Raw genomic sequence first — 22,103 nt, forward strand, 5'->3', positions numbered from 1 at the left:
GGTCAGGCGTCTCGGACGTTGAGGTCTTTGAACCGGGCAGGGGATTTCGTTCAGGCTCGTGCCTTTCAACGCCCGAGCGACATCGACGGCATGCGGGCCTGCACGCCTTCGCCCTGCGTCGCGGCGAGCAGCGGGCGGAGCTGGGCCAGCAGCGGGCGCAGTTCCGCCACGGCGGCAAGGGCGCCCACCAACTCGCCCTTTCGGGACACCAGATCCAGGATCTGGTCAGTCACCGATTTCGGCGGCGGGTAGGGCGCCAGCGTCACCGGGGCGTCGGCGGACAGGCCGGCGGCGGTGCGGGCGAGGGTCAGCGCCTGCTCCTGGCCGCCAAGATCGTCGACGAGGCCGAGTTCGCGGGCCTGGGCGCCGGTCCAGACGCGGCCCTTGGCGATGCCGCGCGCCTGTTCCGGCGTCATCCGCCGGGCCTCGGCGACGCGCTGGAGGAAGTTGGCGTAGGTGTCGTCTATGATGGCGTTCAGCCGTTCGGATTCACTGTCGTCGAACGGGCGCAGCGGCGACCACATGCCGGCGTTCCGGGCTCCCCGTACCCCGTCCCAATGTATGCCCAGCTTGTCGGTCAGGCCGCCGATGGCGAATTTGCCGGCGACGACGCCGATGGAGCCGGTGACGGTGGCAGGGGAGGCGACGATGCGGTCTGCTGCCAGCGCGATCCAATAGCCGCCGGACGCGGCGGTGTCGCCCATGCTGGCGATCACCGGCTTGCCGCTCTGCCGCGCCTTGACCAGCGCCCGCCGGATGGCTTCCGAGGCCGATACCGCCCCGCCGCCGCTGTCGATGCGGAACAGGATGGCGCGCACGTCCGGATCCTCGGCGGCCTCCTCGATGGCCTTGACGATTGTTTCCGATCCGGCCGACACGCCCATCGGCGTCGGCTTGCCGCTCTCGCCGCCGGTGATGGTGCCGACGGCGTGGATCAGGGCGATGGTCGGTCCGCTGTCGTTGGGGCCGCCGGCGACCGACAGGTAGTCGGCCGGCTTCACCGTCTCCGCCCCGGCGCCCGCCCGTTTCAGCGCCTCGTCCCGCGCCTCGTCGGCATAGCCGAGCCGGTCGACGAACTTCTGGTCCAGCGCCTCCTTGCTCAGCAGCGGCGCCTTGTCCATGGCGGTGCGCACCGTGGCGGGGGCGAGGCGTCGGCTCTTGGCGATGCCGTCGACCAGCTGGTTGCCGAGGTCGGCGACCAGAGCCTCCATCATCTCGCGGTTGGCCGGGGTCATGCCGGACTTGGTGAAGGTCTCGGCGAAGCTCTTGTATTCCTCGCGCTGGGCGAAGCTGGGCTGTACGCCCAGCAGGTCGAAGGCGTCGCGGGCGAAGGGCAGCTCCGCCGACAGGCCGGTGATGCCCAGTGTGCCCAGCGGCTGCAGCCAGACCTCGTCGAAGGCGCTGGCCAGCAGGTAGGAGCGGTTGCCGGCGCCGGCCCCACCATATTCCTCGGCGAAGGCGACGGCGAAGCGTCCTGATGCGCGGAAGCGCTCGATGGCGGCGCGCAGTTCCTGCGTCTGGGCGAAGCCGATGCTGTCGTCGCCGAAACGGGCCAGCACGCCCTTCACCTTCGGATCGCGCCGGCCGCCGTCCAGCGCGTCTAGCACCTCACGCAGCGTGGCCTGGTGCTCGAACAGGCTGCCGATCTTGCCGTCGTCGCTCTCCGCCAGCGGTTTGGTCAGGTCGAGTTCCAGCACCACCGCGTCGGGCAGGGTGGGTTCATGACGGACCGCCAGCACCACCACCGTCACCGCTCCCACCACCAGCAGCAGGCCGATGAGCGCGAACAGTCGGACGAAGAAACGGACGATCGCCATGATTCCTACCCTGTGTGGCCTCGACTGCACCGACGAAAGACCGGGAATATCCGATCCTTGACGGTCCCGCCCTTAACGGTCCTGGCTGTGGTACTCGCGGTTCGGCATCATGTCCACCGCGGTCGCCACGCGGTTGGACATGTTGTAGAAGCCGACCGTGTCGGCAATGTCGAAGATGTCCTCCGCGCTGAAGCCGACGGCGCGCAGCGCCTCGCGGTCGGGCTCGCCCACCGACATCGGTTCCTTGGTCAGCTTCCAGGCGAAGTCGAGCATGGCGCGCTGGCGCGCTTCCAGCGGGGCGACGCGGTGATTGGCGACCAGCATCTCGCCCAGTTCCGGATCACCGGACAGTTTGCGCACCGCCTGCCCATGGGCGACCAGACAGTAATAGCAATGGTTGGCTGAGGAGACGACCACCGCGATCATCTCGCGCTCAAGCTTGCTGAGGCCGCTCTCACCCAGCATCAGTTCGTTGTAGAGCATCGCGAAGTTACGCAGTTTCTTCGGCCGCAGGCTGTAGGCCTGAAGCACGTTGGGCACGAAGCCCAGCTTTTCCACGCACTTGTCGAACAGCGCCTGCATGTCGGGGTCGAGATCCGGCGTTTCCGGCAGGGGCAGGGCCATGACGTGATCAGGTTGCGGCATCGGGTGATTCCTCGTCATTCTTGTTTTCGGGCCTTGACGGCCGGGGGAGGGTAACCGCGACCGCGTGGTTTGTCTTCCGTTCCGCTTGTCGCTCGCCAATCGGGCCCGGCTGTGCCAGAAGTGGGTCATGAATGCGCGGATATGGCCCGGTTGGGGAAGCAGAGGGCGATGACCCAGCCGAAGCTCGATCTTCTATCGGTCCTGGTGGTGGAGGACAGCGGCTTCATCCGCTCGGTCCTGACCGCGACCCTGCGCACGATCGGCATCGGCCGGGTCGAGGGGGTGGCGAGCGGCGCCGACGCCGTCCGCTGGCTGGAGGAGCGCCGTGCGGCGCTGCCGCCGGGCACCGCGCCGGTCGACCTGATCCTGTCCGATCTGGTGATGCCGGAGGTGAACGGGCTGATGCTGCTGCGCTGGCTCCGCTTCAGTCCCAAGAGCCCCGACAAGTTCCTGCCGGTGCTGATGCTGTCGGGGGCGGCAGACCGGCATTATGTGGAACAGGCGCGTGATCTCGGCGCCACCGACTTCATCGCCAAGCCGTTTTCCGCCCAAACCATCGCCAGCCGCTTGCTGTTCGCCATCGCCCGGCCGCGCCGCTTCGTGCTGGCGAAAGGCTATTTCGGTCCCGACCGCCGCCGCGCCGACAAGCCGGTGGCGATGGATTGCCGGATGACATCGCCGTCCGAGATCCTGGTCGTGCACAGCGCGTCGAAGGCACGGGGCATCGACCGCTTCCCGGTCATCTATTTCGACCTGCCCAACCGGCTGGGCGCCAAGGTCGGCCTCGCCCCGCGCGATCCGGTCCCGACCCTGCCGCCGGAGGTGCTGGCCGCCGCGGAGGAGGAGATCCTGAACCGCGCCGGCGACTATGCGGTGTGGATCGGTGCGGAGGTGGAGGAGATGGGCCGCCGCATCGACCGCCTTCCGCGCGAGCCCGAGGCGGTGCCCGGCCTGCTGGCCCAGGTCAACCGCTCCGCCCACGAGATGCGGGGGCAGGGCGGCATCTTCGGCTATCCACTGATCACTCACATCGCCAAATCGCTCTACGAGGCCACCCGCAGCGGCCTGACCATGGTGACCGCCAATGAACATCTGCTGTTCAAGGCTCATGTCGATGCGATCAAAGCGGTGATGACCGGCCGCGTCAGCGGCGACGGCGGTGCCACCGGCCAGCAACTGCTGGCGTCCCTGGAGGTGGCGAAGCGGAAATACGCCAAGGCGACCGGAATGGGGTGAGTGGGCATCCGGAAGTCGAAATGCCCCGCCCCCTCATGCCGTCCGGATCTTCCCGATGAAGGCGGCGACGTCGCTGCGCAGGCCGTCGGCGTTCCGCTTCAGGGCGTCGGCCATCGACAGCACTTCCTTCGCCATCGCGCCGGCCCGGCTGGCTTCGGTACCGACAAGGGCGGCATTGTGGGAGACCTGATCGGTGCCGTCGGCGGCCTGACGGACGTTGCGGCCGATTTCGGCGGTGGCGGCGTTCTGCTCCTCCACCGCGGCGGCGACCGCGGAGATGTTCTCCTCGATGTGGGTGACGATGGTGCCGATGCCGCCGATCGCGGTGACGGTGTGGCTGGTCGCCGACTGAATTTCGGACACCTTGGCGGTGATGTCCTCCGTCGCCTTGGCGGTCTGGTTGGCGAGCTGCTTCACCTCCTGCGCCACCACGGCGAAACCCTTGCCGGCATCGCCGGCACGGGCGGCCTCGATCGTGGCATTGAGGGCGAGCAGGTTGGTCTGGCTGGCGATGTCGGTGATCATCCGGACGATGTCCCCCACCTGCTGGGCGGAATTGCTGAGATCGGCGATGACGTCGGCGGTGTGCCGGACGTCGCTGACCGCCTGCTCCGCCATTTCGGTGGAACCGGCCATCTGCCGCCCGATCTCGGCGATGGAGGCGGTCAGCTCTTCCGTTGCGGCGGCGACGGCCTGGACGTTGTCGGAGGCTCCCTCCGAGGCACGGGCGACGGAGAGCACATGTGATTCGGTGTCCGACGCGATGCGGCTCATCTGCTCGGCATTGCCGCGAAGGCCGCTGGCGGCCCCCGCCAGCTGCTCGGCGACGGATTCGATATGACGGTCGAACTCCGTCACCAGCCGTTCAAGGCGTTCGGCCTCGCGCAGGCGCTCCTCCTGGTGCCGCTGCTGTTCGGCGGCGAGCCGGTCGGCCTCGGCGAGGCTGAGGCGGAACTGGTCCAGGCTGCGGGCCATGGCACCAAGCTCGTCGGCGCGCTCGGCGCCATGGATGGTCAGCTCGCGCTCCCCGGCTTCCAGCCGCGCCATGTCGCCGTTCAGGCGGGCGATCGGCCTTGTGATGTTGCGGACGACGAGGACCGCGATCAGCGTCATCGTCACCAGCAGGATTGCCAGACCGGCGGCCATCCCGATCAGCCGGTTCATCGAATCCTGCGCGTCGCGGCTGGCCAGACCGATCAGGTCGTTGGCCACGTGGGTCTCGACGCTGCGCAGCATGTCGATGGTGGTGGTGATGGTGTCGAACCACTTTCCGGCATCGACCCCCTGGTTGCCGGCCCCATAGGCGGAGGCGACCCCGATCCGCCGCATCCGCTCCACCTCTGCGACGGCCGGTCCGGCGACGGTCTGGTCATAGTAGCGTGCCTGCTCCGCCGTCAGCTTGTTCTTCAAGCCGCTCATCAGCGCCTTGTACTCGCCCGACAGTTCGATGAAGCGCTCATGCGCGTCGGCGGGGAAGCTGTCCTTGCGGAAGGCGCCGCCACCGACAGCGCGCTGCTGGCCCAGCCGTTCCTTAGCCTCCGACAGGGAGACCATGGCATCGGCGGCGCGCAGCTGGTCGCTGTCGTCTGACAGGGATCGGGCCTGTCCGGCGGCGTCCAGCAGCTTGCGGATCATGGCGGTGTAGTTCCCGACGGCCTCCAGGGAGGATTGCGCCATGCCGTCGACGCCTGTGCGCAGACCGGCCAGCTGCGACAATGCGTCGCGGGCACCCGCCATCGCCCCGGCCATCCGGGAATCGCGGATGCGGGTGTCGGCGAATTGCCGGTTCAAATCGGCGAGCCGCGCGTCGGAAACGGTCCGCACGGTCTGCATGCGCTGGCGGTCGTCGTCCCGCTTGCCGCTGAGGAAGATCGAAGAGGACCCGCGTTCCTTTTGCAACTCGTGCACCAGGCTCGTCATGTCCACCGACAGGCGAGTGACGGAGGCGAGATCGGCGGCCCGGCGGCTGGATTCGACCTGTTCCCACACCAGAAGCGATGACAGCACAATCACGCCCGCCATCGGAACCGACAGGGCAAGCGCCATCTTCCGCGTGAAACGCATGTTTCCGAGCAGGCCGTCAGCAATCTTCAGAAGCGAAGTCATGTCATCTCTCCACCCGGCAGGACCGTTCAGCACCAAAGGCCAGCACCTGGGGCCAGCACCTAGGGATTGTTATCAGGGGCCTAAGGACCGTCCCGAAGGGCGAGGGTATGAAAGCTAATCGGTTAAGACACAGTTAGGTTTGACCGCAATATGAATGAGGGAATTGCGTTATCCTTCGGTGGGGGCAGCCTTGGCGGGCAATCGGGAGCCAAGCGTGGCCGCATTGGCCTGCAACGCGAAATTTGCCTCGCTTCCGTCGCGTCGGGGCGGTAGAACGTCAGTCCCGGTCCGCAGGTCTCTTGGGTTCGTGGCGTGACCGGAGCGGTCTTCCGGAGCGTCCATGTCCAACACCGAATTCCATCGCATCAAGCGCCTGCCGCCCTACGTCTTCGCCGAAGTCAACGCGATGAAGGCGCGAGCCCGAGCTAATGGCGCTGACATCATCGACCTCGGCATGGGCAATCCCGACCAGGCGACCCCGCAGCACATCGTCGACAAGCTGGTCGAGGCCGTGCGCGATCCGAAGACGCACCGCTACTCGAATTCCCGCGGCATCCCCGGCCTGCGCAAGGCCCATGCCGCCTATTACAAGCGCCGCTTCAACGTCGATGTCGATCCCGAGACCGAGTGCATCGTCACCATCGGCTCGAAGGAAGGTCTGGCCAATCTCGCCCAGGCGATCACCAGCCCGGGTGACATCATCCTGGTGCCGAACCCGTCCTACCCGATCCATCCGTTCGGCTTCATCCTGGCCGGCGCCTCGGTGCGCCATCTGCCGGTGGGCATGGAGAACGGGGCGTCGACCGACATCGACAGCTTCATGATCATGCTGGAGCGCGCCGTCCGCCACAGCGTGCCGAAGCCGCTGGCGCTGGTGCTGAACTATCCGTCGAACCCGACGGCCGAGGTGGTGGGGCTGGACTTCTACCGCCCGATCGTCGAGTTCTGCCGCAAGCACGGCATCTATATCCTGTCCGATCTGGCCTATGCCGAGATCTTCTTCGACAACGACCCGCCGCCGTCGATCCTGGAGATCCCGGAAGCGCGTGAGATCGCCGTCGAATTCACCTCGATGTCGAAGACCTATTCGATGGCCGGCTGGCGCATCGGCTTCGCCACTGGCAACAAGACGCTGATCACAGCACTGGCCCGCATCAAGTCGTACCTCGACTATGGCGCCTTCACGCCGATCCAGGTCGCCGCCGCCGCCGCGCTGAACGGTCCGCAGGACTGCGTCCAGCAGGTGCGCGACATGTACAAGCAGCGCCGCGACGTGATGATCGAGGGGCTGGCCGCAGCCGGCTGGGAAGTGCCGAGCCCGAAGGCGTCGATGTTCGCCTGGGCGCCGATCCCGCCGCAGTTCGCCCATCTCGGCTCGCTGGAATTCTCCAAGCTGCTGCTGCAGCAGGCGGAAGTCGCGGTGGCGCCCGGCATCGGCTTCGGCGAATACGGCGATGGCCATGTCCGTCTGGCGATGGTGGAGAATGTCCACCGCATCCGCCAGGCGACCCGCAACATCAAGGAGTTCTTCCGCTCCAACGCCGGCGGCGTTGCGGCGAGCAAGGACCCGGTGGCCCGCGCCGCCCTTCTGGAATCCGAGAAAGCGAAAGCCTGATGCCGAACGCCCAGCAAGCCCCCCTGAAAATCGCCGTCGCCGGCCTTGGTACGGTCGGCGCCGGCGTCCTGAAGCTGCTGGACGCCCAAAGCTCGCTGATCGAACAGCGCTGCGGCCGCCGGATCGAGGTGGTCGCGGTCAGTGCGCGGTCGAAGGGCAAGGACCGCGGCGTCGATCTGTCGAAGGTCCAATGGTTCGACGATCCCGTCGCCATGGCGGCCCAATCTGGCGCCGATCTGGTGGTGGAGCTGATCGGCGGGTCGGAAGGCCCGGCGCGCGACACCGTCGCCACGGCGCTGGAGACCGGCAAGCATGTGGTCACCGCCAACAAGGCGCTGCTGGCCGTCCATGGCACCGAGATCGCCCGGAAGGCGGAATCCGGCGGTCTGACCGTCGCCTTCGAGGCGGCGGTGGCCGGCGGGATTCCGATCATCAAGGGGCTGCGTGAAGGTCTGGCCGGCAATGCCGTGTCGGAAATCCATGGCATCCTGAACGGCACCTGCAACTATATCCTGACGGAGATGCGGACCACCGGCCGCGACTTCGCCGACGTGCTGGCCGACGCCCAGGCGCTCGGCTATGCCGAGGCCGACCCCAGCTTCGACATCGACGGTGTCGATGCCGCGCACAAGCTGGCGATCCTCGCTTCGGTCGCTTTCGGCACGCCGGTCGATTTTTCCGCCGTCTATATCGAGGGCATCCGGCAGGTCTCGGCGGTCGATTTCGACTATGCCGACCAGTTGGGCTTCCGCATCAAGCTGCTGGGCATCGCCCGGCGTACCGATGCCGGCATCGAACAGCGTGTGCATCCCTGCATGGTGCCGAAGACAGCACCGATCGCGTCGGTGGACGGCGTGTTCAATGCCGTGGTGGCGCAGGCCGATTTCGCCGACCGGGTGCTGTTCGTCGGCCGCGGCGCCGGTGCCGGCCCGACCGCGTCCGCCGTGGTCGCCGACCTGATCGACATCGCCCGCGGGCGGTCCACGCCCACCTTCGGCGTTCCGGCCGATCGGCTGAGCGCGGCAACCCCCTCGCCGATGGAAGCGCGCCGCGGGTCGTACTACGTCCGCCTGATGGTCGTGGACCGCCCCGGTGTGATAGCGGATATCGCAGCGGCGATGCGTGACCAGAACGTCTCCATGGAGCAGTTCCTTCAGCGTGGCCGCTCGCCGGGCGAAGGCGTTCCGGTTGTCCTGACCACCCACGACACCGACGAGGCGGCCATGCAGCGCGCGCTCGCGACCATCGCGGCCAGTGACAGCGTGCTGGAGCCGCCGCGGATGATCCGGATCGAGCAGTTCTGATCGGGACCGTTTCCCACCATAACCAAACACAGCCTGATACGACCGAAGAGTCGGGGGGAGCACACGATGTCTACGCCGTCTACGCATGTCGACCTGTCCCACATGGACCGCAACCTCGCGCTGGAGGCCGTCCGCGTGACCGAGGCCGCCGCCCTGTCGGCCTCGCTGCTGATGGGCCGCGGCGACGAGAAGCTGGCCGACCAGGCCGCCGTCGATGCCATGCGCCAGGCGCTCAACACCCTTTACATCGACGGCACCGTCGTGATCGGCGAGGGTGAGCGCGACGAGGCCCCGATGCTGTACATCGGCGAGAAGGTCGGCGCCGGCATCGGCTCCGGCCCGAAGGTCGACATCGCGCTCGACCCGCTGGAAGGCACCACCATCTGCGCGACCGGCGGCCCGAACTCGCTGGCCGTCATCGCCATGGCGGAGGAGGGCGGCTTCCTGAACGCCCCCGACGTCTACATGGACAAGATCGCCGTCGGCGCCGGCCTGCCGGAAAACATCGTCGATCTGGACGAGACCCCGGCCAACAACCTGAAGGCCCTGGCAAAGGCCAAGGGCACCGAGGTGCAGGAACTGCTGGTCTGCATCCTGAACCGTCCGCGCCATGCCGAGCTGATCGCCCGCGTCCGTGAAGCCGGCGCCCGCATCATGCTGATCAATGACGGCGACGTGTCGGGCGTCATCGCCACCAGCCAGGCCGGCACCGGTGTCGACATGTATGTCGGTTCCGGCGGCGCGCCGGAAGGCGTCCTGGCCGCCGCGGCGCTGCGCTGCATCGGCGGTCAGTTCCAGGGCCGTCTGCTGTTCCGCAACGACGACGAGAAGGCCCGCGCCGCCAAGTGGGGCGTGACCGATCTCGACAAGAAGTACAGCCTGCATGAGCTGGCGCGCGGCAATGTCATGTTCGCCGCCACCGGCGTCACCGACGGCGCCATGCTGAAGGGCGTCCGCCGCTTCCCCGGCGGCGCCTACACCCACTCGGTCATCATGCGCTCCAAGTCGGGCACGGTCCGCTACATCGAGGCGCACCACAACCTGTCGCGCAAAGTCAGCGTGAAGTAAGCGAGGCAGCGGCCAAGCCACTGTTCCGAAAGGCGCGCGGAGGGAAACCTCCGCGCGCTTTTTTGTGCCCGCGTTGATTTGCCTACGAAGGTTCTATCGAATTCGCGCAGGTCTGCCGCCGCCGGGCCGCAGAGGGGTTGCCATTGATTTCGCGGGTGCAAAAGGCAAAATAGGCTCATGTAATTGGCGCCAAGCGCAGGAGATCAACATGGCCTACTCTTCGATGCAGTCTTCGTCCGGTGAATTGTTTGCGGCCGGAACAAAGGAAAGCACCCTCTTTCAACGTGTCGTTCATTGGGTTCGCGAGCGGGTTGAACTTTACCGCGCGGAAAGTGAGCTGAACCACATGTCCGACGCCGAACTGTCCGACATCGGACTGACCCGCGGTGAGATCCACATCGCGGTGCGTCGCGGTTTCTGACCGACGGTCTCTCGAAAGGTTTGCCCACGGCGTTTGGCACAAGGTCGCCAATCGAGTCCCGAATGCGGAGAGCCCCGGAAATTTGCCGGGGCTTTCGCATATGAACCTGCTTTAACCTTTTCTTCATGGACCCTGCCCATGCGGCACATATGCCTGGGAGGGGTTGCGCGCTGCAGCATGATTATGGTTAATGCAGTTTAACATTAACCCCGGTTCTGTTCAAAAATGGAAACGGGGCGCCTTCGGGAACCCCATCATCCTCCATGAGAGCCGTGGTCGAAGCATGAGTCTCATTCATCGCCTTCAGTCGCTGGAAGCGGAGCGCGATGCCGCCCGGGAGGAAGCCGAGCGCGCCAATCTCGCCAAATCCAAGTTCCTCGCTGCCGCCAGCCACGACCTCCGCCAGCCCCTCCAGGCCCTGTTCTTCCTGTCCGCTGCACTTGCCCGCCATGTCGGCGACCATAATGGCCGCGATCTGCTGTCCCGCCTCGACCAGGGGCTGGATACCATGAAGGGTCTGCTGGACGGGTTGCTGGAGGTGTCGCGTCTGGAGGCCGGCGTGGTAACGCCGGTGTTGGACACCTTCGAGGTCGGCGAGATCACCGACGCACTCGACGCCGCCTATGGCGAACAGGCGACCGCCAAGGGGCTGGTCTGGCGGGTGGAGAGCTGCGAGGCGGTGCTGCGCAGTGACCGCGGCCTGCTGATGCAGTTGCTGCGCAATCTGGTCGACAACGCGCTGCGCTATACCGAGGCCGGGGCGATCCGCATCCGCTGCCGAATCGATGCCGGGCCAGACGGCGACCGTTTGGCCATCGAGGTGCAGGACACCGGCATTGGCATCCCCCCCGAACACCTCGACCGCATCTTCGAAGAGTTCCATCAGGTCGGCAACCCGGAGCGCGACCGGCTGCGCGGGCTGGGCCTCGGGCTCGCCATCGTCCGGCGGCTGTCGCAACTGCTCGACCATCCGGTGCAGGTGCGCTCGGTACAGGGGCAGGGCTCGGCCTTCCGCGTTCTGGTGCCGCTGGCGCCGGCCCGTTTCCTGGCTGGACGGGCAGGGGGGCCGGAACGGCCGCCGGTGATCGACCGGCCGCGTCTGGCCGTGCTGGTCGATGACGACGCGGTGGTGCTGCTGGGCTTGCAGACGGTGCTCACCGAATGGGGCTTCCGCGTCGTCGCCGCCGACAGCGCCGACCGGGCGATGGACCGGCTGGAGTCGCTGGGGCGGGTGCCCGACATCGTCATCGCCGATTACCGGCTGCGCGAGGGGAGGGTCGGCACCGAAGTGATCCGCCGCGTGCGCGGACGTTATGGTGCGGAGGTTCCAGCCCTGATCCTGACCGGGGAGACCGGAGCCGACACGTTGGCCGATGCCTCGGCCCATGGCGTCGCTGTCTTGCACAAGCCGGTCACCCCGCGCCAGCTCCAGGCAGAGGTCGACCGCCAACTGCGGATCAAGCGCGATAAAGGTGTCGCCCAAGCGGCGCAATAAGGGGCGGTACAATAGGGAGCGGCGCAGCAGCTCCGCTTTGGCGGTTTCTCAAATCAGCGCACCCTGGCGCGCATCGTCCTCCGCCTCGTCGGCCGGGGTGACGTCACCGCGGCCGTGTGCTTCCAATGCGGTGCGGCCGGCTTCCGTCAGGCGGCAGACAAGCCAGTCCGGCTTCAGCGGGTTGTCGAACCAACGCTCCGCCCATCCAGCCTTCAGGCAGGCTTCCACCGTCGGCTTCTTCACCCGCTGCCCGCGCTCGTCGAACAGCGGCAGCTTGCCGCCCGGCTGGTCCAGGCCACGGCGCAGCCACGCCCCCTGGACGTCGGACGGGGTGCTGCGGGACGAGGAACGGCGGGGCTTGGCCATGGGACGGGCTGCTCTTGCGGTACGGGATCGGACAGGGCTTGCCGGCCCCGGTGGGGGCTGTGGCAAAGTGCGGGCATCCTACGCGAAAGCGCAGCACGGTGCATCGAAAAGGAGGGAGTCTTCCCTATGCCGGAAACCAGCCCCGATGCCGACACGGACGATCTGGTCCTCGCCTACATCACCGCCGGCTCGAAGGAGGAGGCCCTGCGCATCGGCCGCAGTCTGGTGGAGGAACGGCTGGCCGCCTGCGCCAACGTGCTGGACGGCATGACCTCGGTCTATCGCTGGAACGGTACGGTGGAGCAGGCCGACGAGGCGGTGCTGATCGCCAAGACCCGATCCTCCCTGTTCGACCGGCTGACCGCCCGCGTGCGCGACCTGCACAGCTACGACACGCCCTGCGTTGTCGAACTGGCTGTGGGACGCGGCAACCCGCCCTATCTGGACTGGCTGCGGGCGGAGACGGCCTGAGGCGCCGAATTGCGGGAAGATCGAAACGGAGTCTTGACGCCGATCAAAGGCGTGGGCTGCATTTGTCTCTAGGAAGGCCGCCGGCCCCCCTGATTCCGGCCCATTCATCCCGGCCCATTCATCAAGGACATCGAGATCATGGACGATTGCTCCGCACATGGCCCCATCCCCCTGTCGCTGGACGAGGCGGTCGCGCGCGTCGCGCGGGGCTATGGCGCGGTGACCGGGACGGAGGAGGTGCCGCTGCGCCAGGCGCTCGGCCGCGTTCTGGCGGAGGAGGTGGTGGCGCCCGTCAATGTGCCGCCGGCCGACGTGTCCGCCATGGACGGCTGGGCCTTCGCCGCCGAGGCGGGGGAGGGCTTCCGGCGTTTGGAGGTCGTCGGCCGGGTGCCGGCCGGCTCCCGGTTCGATGGTGCGGTCGCGGCAGGCAAGGCGGTGCGCATCTTCACCGGCGCGCCGATCCCGACCGGCGCCGACACCGTGGCGATGCAGGAGGATTGCCGGACCGACGGCGACGCCGTCCTGGTTCCGGCCTCGCTGAAGCGCGGTTCCAACGTCCGCCCGGCGGGGGAGGACATGACCGCCGGCGCCGTGGTGCTCCACCCCGGCCAGCGCCTGCGCGCGCAGGAGGTCGGGCTTGCCGCCGCGGTCGGCCGCAGCGGCCTGACCGTGCGCAAGCGACTGACGGTGGTGCTGTTCTCCACCGGCGACGAGCTGCGCGAACCGGGGACGCCCAAGCCCGACCATGCCATCTATGACGCCAACCGCTACACCTTGGCCGCTCAGCTCGATGCGCTGGGAGTGGAGGTGCGCGATCTCGGCATCCTGCCCGACCGGCCGGACGCCACCCGCGCCGCGCTGGCCGAGGCTGCCGGCACAGCCGACCTGATCGTCACCAGTGGCGGCGTGTCGGTCGGCGAGGAGGACCATGTCAAGGCGGCGGTCAACGCGCTGGGGTCGATCGATTTGTGGACGCTGGCGATCAAGCCGGGCAAGCCGCTGGCGCTGGGCCGGGTCGGCGACACGCCCTTCCTGGGGCTGCCCGGCAACCCGGTGTCGGCGATGGTCACCTTCCTGCTGGTCGGCCGGCCGCTGGTGCTGCGCCTGTCGGGGGCCAGCGGCATCGCCACGCCGCGCAGTCTGGTGGTCGCCGATTTCAGCTTCACCAAAAAGCCCGGCCGCCGAGAGTTTCTGCGCGCCCGGCTGGAGCGCGGTGCCGACGGCCGCCCGGTTGCCGTGAAGTTCCCTAGCAACAGCTCCGGCGTGCTGACCTCGATGGTGGAGGCGGACGGGCTGGTCGACATGCCGGCGGAGGCGACTGCGGTGCGGCCGGGCGATCTGGTCGATTTCCTTCCCTTCACCGGCCTGTTCGCGTGACGCTGGAGCAGTTGCGTATCTTCGCCACGGTGGCGGAGATGCTGCACTTCACCCGGGCGGCGGAGGTTCTGCACCTGTCCCAGCCGGCGGTCAGCGCCGCCATCGCGGCCCTGGAGGCGGAACATGGCCTGCGGTTGTTCGACCGCATCGGCCGCCGGGTGGAGCTGACCGCCGCCGGGCAACTGCTCCACGGGCAGGCCCGCGCCATCCTGGCGAAGGTGGAGGAGGCCGGCACCATGCTGGCCGAGCTGTCCGGCCTGTCGCGCGGCGCGCTGCGGCTGGCGGCCAGCCAGACGGTCGGCAATCACTGGCTGGGGCCGCGCCTGCTGCGCTTCGCCGAGGCCTATCCGGGGATCCGCGTCGATCTGTCGATCGGCAACACAGAGCAGGTGGCCGAGGCGGTGCGTGACGGCCGCGCCGAACTCGGCATCGCCGAGGGTGTGGTGACGGATCCGGCGCTTGTCAGCGAACCGATCGACGGTGACCGGCTGCGGCTGGTGGTCGGGGCCCGACATCCGTGGGCCGGGCTGGGCCGGGTTGATCGCGACGTGCTGGCGGCCGGGCGCTGGATCCTGCGCGAACCCGGCTCGGGCACGCGGGCACTGTTCGAGGCGGCGATCCGTGGTGTCGGGCTGGAGCCGGACGGGCTGGACGTGGCGATGACCTTGCCGGGTGGCGGGGTGATCCGCGCCGCGCTGCTCGCCGGGGTGGGCGCGAGCGTGCTGTCGGACCTGATCGTCGCCGAGGATCTGGCGGCGGGACGGATCGTGGCGCTGGAGGGGCTGGACCTGCCGGCCCGGCCCTTCCATCTGCTGCGGCACCGCGACCGTTACCGCAGCATCGCCGAACGGGCGTTCGTGCGCAGCGCCCTGGAAGCCGGGCAGGCTCCGGCTTCCGCGTGACGGATGTGGATCAAGCCGTCCGCAGGGCGCGGGTGCCGTAAACGGCCACCTCGATGACCGCGAAGGCGAGCATCGAAATGCCCACCATCGGGAAGAACAGGCCGCCCGCAGCCGCGATCAGGATCAACCCCCTTGGCACCGGCTGTCCCGCCGGCAGGCGCGGTGCGCCCAGACTGCCCGCCGGGCGGCGCTTCCACCACATCACGATTCCGGACACCGTCAGTCCGACCATGCCGACCAGTGCGGCGAGCAGGACAAGCTGGTTCGCCAGTCCGAAGGCCTGGCCCATATGGATGCTGATGCCCCATTCCGCCAGCCGGCCGAACAGCCCCAGGTCCTTCAACTGCATGTCGAACAGCACCCTGCCGGTATACTGGTCGAGATGGACAACCCGTTCCCGGCTGATGTCGTCCGGATAGACGGAGGCGGTGAAGACGCCGTCCGGCTTGGCCGGGATGACGACGGCGAAACCCGGTGCCATGCCCAGTGCCTCCACCGTGCGCACCACGTCGTCCAGCTTGGCGGGAACCCCGGCCGCCGCCGTGGACAGGGGCGTCGGCTGGTTTTCGACGATCCAGGGGGCGTGGTCGATGGTGTCCTTCAGCGGGACGGAGGAGACCGGGTACTTGTCCCAATAGCCGTCCGGCATGCCCATGCCGACCGCGTAGGCCGCACTGTAGAACTTCTTGCCCCAATAGCCGGACCAGGGCAGCCCGGTCATCGCCAGGAAGACGATGACGATGCTGACGAAGACGCCGGTGACGGCGTGCAGGTCGCGCCAGAACACGCGCTTGCCCGGTGTCCCGCGCACGGTGACGACACCGCCCCATTGGCCGCCCTTCTGCTGGCCGCGCGGCCACCAGAGATAGATGCCGGACGCGGTCATCAGCACCATCCAGCCGGCCACGGCCTCGACGATGCGCTCCGCGAACCAGCCGGCATATTGCAGGCTGTGCAGCTTGCGCACGACATACATGGTTGGGGAACCGGCGAATCCGCCGTCCCACAGGCTGCCCAGCACCCGGCCGTCATAGGGATCGACATAGACGATGTCCTTCAATCCGTCGGCACCGACGATCTTCACTTCGGCGGGGCGGTCGGGTGCTGCGGGCGCCCCGTAGCCCTTGAGCGTGCCGGGATGAGCGTCCAGTGCCCGGATGACGAGGGCGGACGGAGCCAGCCGCTCCGTCGATTGGGGAGCGACGAGGCGCAACTCGCGGTGCAGGCTGTCGTTGATCTCGTCCTTGAACAGATAGAGGGCGCCGGTGATGGAAAGCAGGATGACGATGGGGGCGCAGATCAGCCCGGCGAAGAAATGCCAACGCCACAGCGCACGGTAAAGGGCAGAGCCGAAGGCTCCGCCTTGCAGAGTTTGTGTCATGAATTGTCCATTCGGTCGTCGCGATGCGGTTCGCCCGACAGGCGGGCGGGTCAGTGCGTCGGATGGCGACCGGATGGGGGGGCTTGCGACTGAAAAGGCTTGAGGGGTTTCGGGTGGTGCGGCTGCTCAGGCTCCAGCAGTGCCGCAGGCAGACCCTGCGCCGTGGGCAGGACCAGCATCTGCAAGGCCGGCAGCAGGACGAGAAACTGTCCGAGCCAGCTGCAGGGCAGGTGTAGCGGCGGGAGGTCCGGCTTGTCGGTCTGCCCGCCGTCCGGCAGCGGCAGACCGTCATGGTCTGCCGGCAGATAGACGATTTCGCCGCCGGTGCAGATCGCGACATAGCCGTCGCGGTCGGCGGCGCCGGCGTAGGGTGCGGCAAGGCGAACGAACAGGCTGAGGCTGAGCGCGAGTGCAAGCGCCAGCCCCCACCGTTCATTCAGCTTGCGGCAATATGCCAGCATCGTTTACCGCTCGTGGCGCAATCCTGATGCGTCGAGCGTTACCGGATCTTCCATCGGCGGACAAGTGCCGGTGGAGTCAGCCGCGTCGGCAAGCGCGGTGGTAACCGCACAGCCGAACGGTGCATCGGCGGTTCGCCATATCGCCATGACCCGATTATCAGCGCTATAACCGGATGCACTCCCGCTTCCGGTTGTAAGGCGATAAGATGGCACGGCTGCTGACGCTGCTTTGGGTTCTGGTGGTGATGGTTTTCGCGGCCGCTCCGGTCCGTGCCGACTACACGCCGCCGGGGGCGCTTTCGGACGCCACCGCCTATGCCAACGGGCTGCTGCTGAAATCGCCGCCGCAGCCGAAGCCGCAGGTGATCGCCGACCTGCTGAAGCAGGCGCGGGCCGCCCGCGACCGCAAGGACATGGCCGGCGCCATCCAGGCCTATGAGAAGACCATCACCCAGGGCGGTGGTTCGCCGTCGGTCTGGCTGGAGCTGAGTGCGGCTTGGATGACCGCATCCCCGCCCAACAAGGACCGCGCGCTGCAAAGCGCCGTGATGGCCGGGCAGTTCAACCCGAAGGACGAGGAGCGCGTCGCCGTCCTCTGGCGCATCGCCACCCTGATGGATGAGCCTTTCGGCAAGCCGGACGAGGCGGTGAAGGCGCTGAAGGCGATCCGCGAACTGGCGCCGAAGATGGAGGCCGCTACTCTCGACACCCAGGCGCCGAAGCTGGAGGAGCGCATCATCGCGCTGCGCCGCAAGGCGGGGCTGGTGATGACCGGCGTTACCGTCAACCCGGAGGGCAGCAGCCCGCGGGCCTGCTTCCAGTTCAACGATCGGCTGAGCAGCAAGCAGGGCGTGCGTTTCGACGACTATATCCGCATCGAGCCGCCGACCAAGATCGCCATCGAGACCCGCGACAACGGCCTGTGCCTGCGCGGCGTCATCCATGGTGCCGGCTACACGGTCACCCTGCGCCAGGGGCTGCCCGGCGAGGACGGCGTGAACCTGAGGGCCGACGAGACCCAGCGCATCCGCGTGCCCGACCGGCCGTCGATGGCGGCCTTCCGCGGCTCCGCCTACATCCTGCCGCGCAAGGGCGCCGACGGCATCCCGGTGATCAGCGTCAACACCGACCGGCTCGACGTGTCGGTCTATCGCATCGCCGATCGGGCGCTGGTGTCCAACAAGTATGAAGGCAATATCTTCAACGAGCTGACCAGCTACTCCGCCGACCGGCTGGCCCAGGAGAATGGCGAGCTTGTGTGGTCCGGCTCGCTGGACGTGAAGGGGGAGCGCAACCGCGACACCACCGCGGCGATCCCGTTCCGTCAGGCGGTGGGTGACGATCCCAAGGCCGGCCTCTATGTCGTCACCGCCCGTCCGCATGACGTGGAGCAGGCCGACCGCTGGGAATCCCTGGCGACGCAATGGGTGCTGCTCTCCGACATCGGCCTGACCAGTTTCCGCGGTGCCGACGGGCTGACCGTCTTCGCCCGCTCCTTCGGCACCGCCAAGCCGCTTCCGGGGGTGGATGTCGCCCTGGTCGCCCGCAACAATTCCGAATTGGCCCGCGCCAAGACCGACGAGTTCGGCCGCGCCCGCTTCGCGCCCGGCCTGCTGAAGACCGGCGGCAATGCGCCTGAGATGGTGATGGCCTATCTCGGCACCGATTTCGCCATGCAGGACCTGACGGGTGCCGCCTTCGACCTCAGCGACCGCGGGGTCGGCGGACGTCCGGCGCCCGGGCCGATGGACGCCTTCGTCTATTCCGACCGTGGCGTCTATCGCCAGGGCGAGACGGTGAACCTGTCGATCCTGCTGCGTGACGACAAGACCGAGGCGGTGGATAACTTCCCGCTGACGGTCAAGGTTCTGCGCCCCAGCGGCACCGAATATTACAGCGGCGCCCTGAAGGGGCAGGAGGCCGGCGGCTTCTTCCTGCCGCTGACCCTGACGCGCACCGCGCCACTGGGCGGCTGGGAGGTGCTGGTCTACAGCGACCCGAAGGGCGAGCCGATCGGCCGCGGCTCCTTCCAGGTCGAGGATTTCGTGCCGATCAAGCTGGCGCTCGACGTGACCGCCAGCGCGCCGATCCTGGTGCCTGGCCAGCCTTTCGAGGTGACGGCGCAGGGCCGCTTCCTCTATGGCCCGCCGGCCGCGGGTCTGGAAGGCACCGCCGAGGTGGCGCTGAAGACCGACCCGATGCCCTATCCGGCCTTTAAGGACTATCGCTTCGGCCGGGTGCAGGACAACCCGACCGAGCGGCTCGACCCGCTGGAATTCCCGACCACCGACGAGCAGGGGGTGTCGCACATCGCCGTGACCCTGCCGGAGGTGCCGGACACCAGCAAGCCGCTGCGCGCCGACATCCGCGTCACCCTGTCGGAGCCGGGCGGGCGCCCGGTCCGCAAGTCGGTCAGCGTTCCGGTCCGGCCGAAGACCCATGCGCTGGGCCTGCGCCCGCGCTTCTCCGACGGGCGCGTCGGCGAGGGCGGCGAGGCCGCCTTCGATCTGGTCGCCGTGGCGCCGGACGGCAGCGCCGTGGCCAAGCCCGGCGTCAAGTGGGAGCTGGTGGAGGAGCGCGTTTCCTTCGTCTGGTTCCGCCGCGACGGCCGTTACAGCTACAACGCCACGGTGCGCGACGTGCCGCTGGCATCCGGTACCGTCGATGTCGGCGCCGACAAGCCGGCGCTGGTGGCGCTGGGCAAGCGCGACTTCGGCCGTTACCGACTGGAGGTGACGGACAAGGCGGCGGGGGTCGCCAGCTCCTACCGCTTCTATTCGGGTTGGGCGAGCGGCGACGAGACCGCCGACATCCCGGACAAGCTGGAGGTTTCGACCGACAGGCAGTCCTACAAGCCGGGCGAGACCGCACGCATCCGCGTGGCGCCGCCCTTCGCCGGAGAGATGCTGGTGACGGTGGCGACCGACCGCATTTTCGACGTGCGCACCATCTCGGTGCCCGCCGAGGGGGCGACGGTGGAGATCCCGGTCGATGCCGCCTGGGGGCCGGGCGCCTATGTCACCGCCACCGCCTACCGCCCGCCCGTCAAGGGCCGCGAGCGTCAGCCGGTGCGTGCCATGGGCGTCGCTTGGGTCGGGGTCGATCCGTCGGTGCGCACGATGACCGTCACGCTCGACGCACCGCAGGTGATGCGTCCGCGCAGCCGGCTTGAGGTCGGGGTGAAGGTCGCCGCCGCCGATGGCGGATCGATGGAGGACACCTATGTCACGCTGGCTGCGGTGGACGAGGGCATCCTGCGTCTGACCGATTTCGCCAGCCCGCAGCCGGAGAAGCATTATTTCGGCAAGCGCCGCCTTGGCCTGGACATCCGTGACGATTACGGCCGGTTGATCGACCCGCTCGATGGTCCCTATGGCGCCATGCGCCAGGGCGGCGATTCCAGCGGCGCCGGCCTGCCGGTGGTGCCATTCACCGTGGTTTCGCTGTTCCACGGGCCGGTGAAGGTCGGCGCCGACGGCACCGCCCGCATCGGCTTCGACGTGCCGGACTTCAACGGCGAGCTTCGGCTGATGGCGGTCGCCTACAGCCGCGGCCGCGTCGGCTCCGCCGCCGGGCCGGTGACGGTGCGCGATCCGCTGGTTGCCGACGCCATCCTGCCGCGCTTCCTCGCCCCCGGCGATGACAGCCGCGTGACCCTGTCCCTGCACAATGTCGAAGCGGCGGCCGGCACCTATGAGGTCGCCGTCACTGCCCAGGACGCGGTTGCGGTGGAGGGGGGAAACCTCTCCGTCCCGCTGGCGAAGGGCGAGCGCAAGACGCTGGTGGTGCCGCTGAAGGGTGTCGCCGCCGGCATCGGTCATGTCGCCGTGGCGGTGAAGGGGCCGGAAAATCTGGCGCTGAACCACGACTACGGCATCACCGTCCGCCCCGCCCGCGCGGTGGAGACCCAGTTCGTCACCCGCCAGATCGCGCCGGGCGAGAGCGTCCGCTTCGACGGGGCCGAGCTGGCGACCTACCTGCCGGGAACCACCAGCTGGTCGGCCAGCTTCACCACCGCACCGCCCTTCGACGTTGCCGGCATCCTGCGGGCGCTCGACCGCTATCCGTTCGGCTGTCTGGAGCAGACGGTCAGCCGCGCCCTGCCGCTGCTGGTGGTGCGGGACGTGGAACTGGCGCTGGGCAAGGACCGCAAACCGGACGATGGGCTGGAGGCCCGCGTCCAGCAGGCGATCTCCCGCACGTTGGACAAGCAGCGCTTCGATGGAGCCTTCGGCCTGTGGGGCGCCAATGACGAGGCTGATGGCTGGCTGAGCGCCTATGCCACCGAGTTCCTGGTCCGCGCCAAGCAGAAGGGCGAGGCGGTGCCGGACAAGCCGCTGACCGACGCCTTGAACTGGCTGCGCCAGCGCGCCATCGCCAGCGCGTCGGAGCCGAACGAGATGGCGGTGCGCGCCTATGCCCTGCACACGCTGGCCCTGGCCGGCGTGTCGCTGCCGGGGCCGGCGCGCTACCTGTACGACACTGCGCTGGAGAAGCTGCCGACGCCGCTGGCCAAGGGGCAGTTGGGAGCGGCGCTGGCCCGCATGGGCGACCAGGAGCGGGCGGCCGGCGCCTTCGACAGCGCGGTCGGTCATCTGGCGCGCGAGGAATGGCATGTCGATTACGGCTCCACCGTCCGCGACGCCGCGGCGCTGGTTGCGCTGATGACCGAGGTCAACATGGCGGGCAACCGCATCCCGGCGCTGATCGACCGTCTGCCCGCCTCCGCCACCGCCGCGAACCGCACCAACACACAGGAGAAGGCGTGGTCGGTGCTGGCCGCCGACGCGCTGCTGCGCGGCGCGCCGGCCAAGGCGGAGATGACGCTGGGCGGTGCGAAGAAGGACGGCGCGCGGGTCGATTTGACACCGACGTTGGCCCAGCTCAATGCCGGTATTCCGGTCGCCAATGCCGGCAAGGCGGCGGTCTGGCAGGCGGTGTCGTTGTCCGGCGTGCCGGTGGCGCCTCAGCCGGCGGCGCGCGAGGGGCTGCGCATCAAGCGCAACTTCTTCACCCGCAAGGGCGAGGTGCTGAACCTCGACACCATCAAGCAGAACGACGTGTTCGTCGTCGTGCTGGAGGGCGAGGCCAACACCAAGCTGTTCCACCAGGGCATGGTGACCCATGCGCTGCCCGCCGGCTGGGAGATCGAGAACGCCAAGCTGGGCGGCGGCACACCGGAGGAGATGGCGTGGCTGGGCGACCTGACCTACACCCGCACGACCGAGGCGCGCGACGACCGTTATGTCGCTGCGGTGGACCTGACGGAGGACCAGCAGACTTTCAAGCTGGCCTTCATCGTCCGCGCCATCACCCCCGGCACCTACGAGCTGCCGGGTGCGACGGTCGAGGACATGTACAAGCCGCGCTTCTTCGCCCGCCAGACCACCGGGCGGATCACGGTCCGTCCGGCGGAGTGAGGATTGGCGCGGGGTTGG

General features: G+C 68.2%; 16 protein-coding genes. 10 read left to right on the top strand and 6 right to left on the bottom strand.

From position 1 onward, the window contains the following. Positions 1 to 65 precede the first annotated feature (65 nt). On the bottom strand, positions 66 to 1,817 hold the full coding sequence (gene sppA / locus E6C72_RS08905; RefSeq protein WP_109086508.1) for a signal peptide peptidase SppA: 1,752 nt from the start codon (positions 1,815 to 1,817) through the stop codon (positions 66 to 68). Between the two features lie 72 nt (positions 1,818 to 1,889). Then, entirely contained in the window at positions 1,890 to 2,462 is a 573-nt protein-coding gene (locus E6C72_RS08910; RefSeq protein ID WP_109086509.1) for a peroxidase-related enzyme, read from the bottom strand. Positions 2,463 to 2,630: 168 nt separating this feature from the next. Between E6C72_RS08910 and E6C72_RS08915 the strand changes: the two genes are divergently transcribed. Then, a complete protein-coding gene (locus tag E6C72_RS08915; protein ID WP_109086510.1) occupies positions 2,631 to 3,698 on the top strand; it encodes a response regulator in 1,068 nt (355 codons plus the stop codon). A gap of 33 nt (positions 3,699 to 3,731) precedes the next feature. Here E6C72_RS08915 and E6C72_RS08920 read toward each other — a convergent pair whose 3' ends face one another. Continuing rightward, on the bottom strand, positions 3,732 to 5,804 hold the full coding sequence (locus tag E6C72_RS08920) for a methyl-accepting chemotaxis protein (RefSeq protein ID WP_109086511.1): 2,073 nt from the start codon (positions 5,802 to 5,804) through the stop codon (positions 3,732 to 3,734). Positions 5,805 to 6,144: 340 nt separating this feature from the next. On the opposite strand from E6C72_RS08920, the gene E6C72_RS08925 reads away from it, so the two are divergent. The 5 genes from E6C72_RS08925 to E6C72_RS08945 all read left to right on the top strand — a co-directional run bounded on the left by E6C72_RS08925 (position 6,145) and on the right by E6C72_RS08945 (position 11,707). After that, a complete protein-coding gene (locus E6C72_RS08925; RefSeq protein WP_109086512.1) occupies positions 6,145 to 7,419 on the top strand; it encodes an LL-diaminopimelate aminotransferase in 1,275 nt (424 codons plus the stop codon). Beyond that, the gene (locus tag E6C72_RS08930) at positions 7,419 to 8,723 is read left to right on the top strand and encodes a homoserine dehydrogenase (protein WP_109086513.1); all 1,305 of its coding nucleotides are present in this window, start codon (positions 7,419 to 7,421) and stop codon (positions 8,721 to 8,723) included. Before E6C72_RS08925 ends, E6C72_RS08930 begins: the two co-directional genes overlap by 1 nt. A 66-nt stretch (positions 8,724 to 8,789) precedes the next feature. Beyond that, positions 8,790 to 9,791: a class II fructose-bisphosphatase gene (glpX, locus tag E6C72_RS08935; RefSeq protein WP_247875782.1), complete on the top strand. Its 1,002-nt coding sequence runs from the start codon at positions 8,790 to 8,792 to the stop codon at positions 9,789 to 9,791. A gap of 208 nt (positions 9,792 to 9,999) precedes the next feature. Continuing rightward, complete coding sequence (locus E6C72_RS08940) at positions 10,000 to 10,212, top strand: DUF1127 domain-containing protein (RefSeq protein WP_109086515.1); 213 nt, start codon at positions 10,000 to 10,002, stop codon at positions 10,210 to 10,212. 283 nt (positions 10,213 to 10,495) lie between these two features. Continuing rightward, on the top strand, positions 10,496 to 11,707 hold the full coding sequence (locus E6C72_RS08945; protein WP_109086516.1) for a hybrid sensor histidine kinase/response regulator: 1,212 nt from the start codon (positions 10,496 to 10,498) through the stop codon (positions 11,705 to 11,707). A gap of 48 nt (positions 11,708 to 11,755) precedes the next feature. On the opposite strand, the gene E6C72_RS08950 is transcribed toward E6C72_RS08945, so the two are convergent. Further along, on the bottom strand, positions 11,756 to 12,073 hold the full coding sequence (locus E6C72_RS08950; protein WP_109086517.1) for a hypothetical protein: 318 nt from the start codon (positions 12,071 to 12,073) through the stop codon (positions 11,756 to 11,758). 126 nt (positions 12,074 to 12,199) lie between these two features. Between E6C72_RS08950 and cutA the strand changes: the two genes are divergently transcribed. The 3 genes from cutA to E6C72_RS08965 all read left to right on the top strand — a co-directional run bounded on the left by cutA (position 12,200) and on the right by E6C72_RS08965 (position 14,823). Beyond that, positions 12,200 to 12,544, top strand: coding sequence for a divalent-cation tolerance protein CutA (gene cutA / locus E6C72_RS08955; protein ID WP_109086518.1), 345 nt, complete (start codon positions 12,200 to 12,202; stop codon positions 12,542 to 12,544). Positions 12,545 to 12,682: 138 nt separating this feature from the next. Further along, entirely contained in the window at positions 12,683 to 13,921 is a 1,239-nt protein-coding gene (glp, locus tag E6C72_RS08960; RefSeq protein WP_109086519.1) for a gephyrin-like molybdotransferase Glp, read from the top strand. After that, on the top strand, positions 13,918 to 14,823 hold the full coding sequence (locus E6C72_RS08965; RefSeq protein WP_109086520.1) for a LysR family transcriptional regulator: 906 nt from the start codon (positions 13,918 to 13,920) through the stop codon (positions 14,821 to 14,823). Before glp ends, E6C72_RS08965 begins: the two co-directional genes overlap by 4 nt. A gap of 10 nt (positions 14,824 to 14,833) precedes the next feature. On the opposite strand, the gene E6C72_RS08970 is transcribed toward E6C72_RS08965, so the two are convergent. Next, a complete protein-coding gene (locus tag E6C72_RS08970) occupies positions 14,834 to 16,204 on the bottom strand; it encodes a PepSY domain-containing protein (protein ID WP_109086521.1) in 1,371 nt (456 codons plus the stop codon). A gap of 50 nt (positions 16,205 to 16,254) precedes the next feature. After that, the gene (locus tag E6C72_RS08975; protein ID WP_109086522.1) at positions 16,255 to 16,665 is read right to left on the bottom strand and encodes a hypothetical protein; all 411 of its coding nucleotides are present in this window, start codon (positions 16,663 to 16,665) and stop codon (positions 16,255 to 16,257) included. A 206-nt stretch (positions 16,666 to 16,871) separates the two neighbouring features. On the opposite strand from E6C72_RS08975, the gene E6C72_RS08980 reads away from it, so the two are divergent. After that, complete coding sequence (locus tag E6C72_RS08980; protein ID WP_109086523.1) at positions 16,872 to 22,085, top strand: alpha-2-macroglobulin; 5,214 nt, start codon at positions 16,872 to 16,874, stop codon at positions 22,083 to 22,085. Positions 22,086 to 22,103 lie beyond the last annotated feature (18 nt).

This window comes from Azospirillum sp. TSH100, from assembly GCF_004923295.1.
Taxonomy (GTDB): domain Bacteria; phylum Pseudomonadota; class Alphaproteobacteria; order Azospirillales; family Azospirillaceae; genus Azospirillum.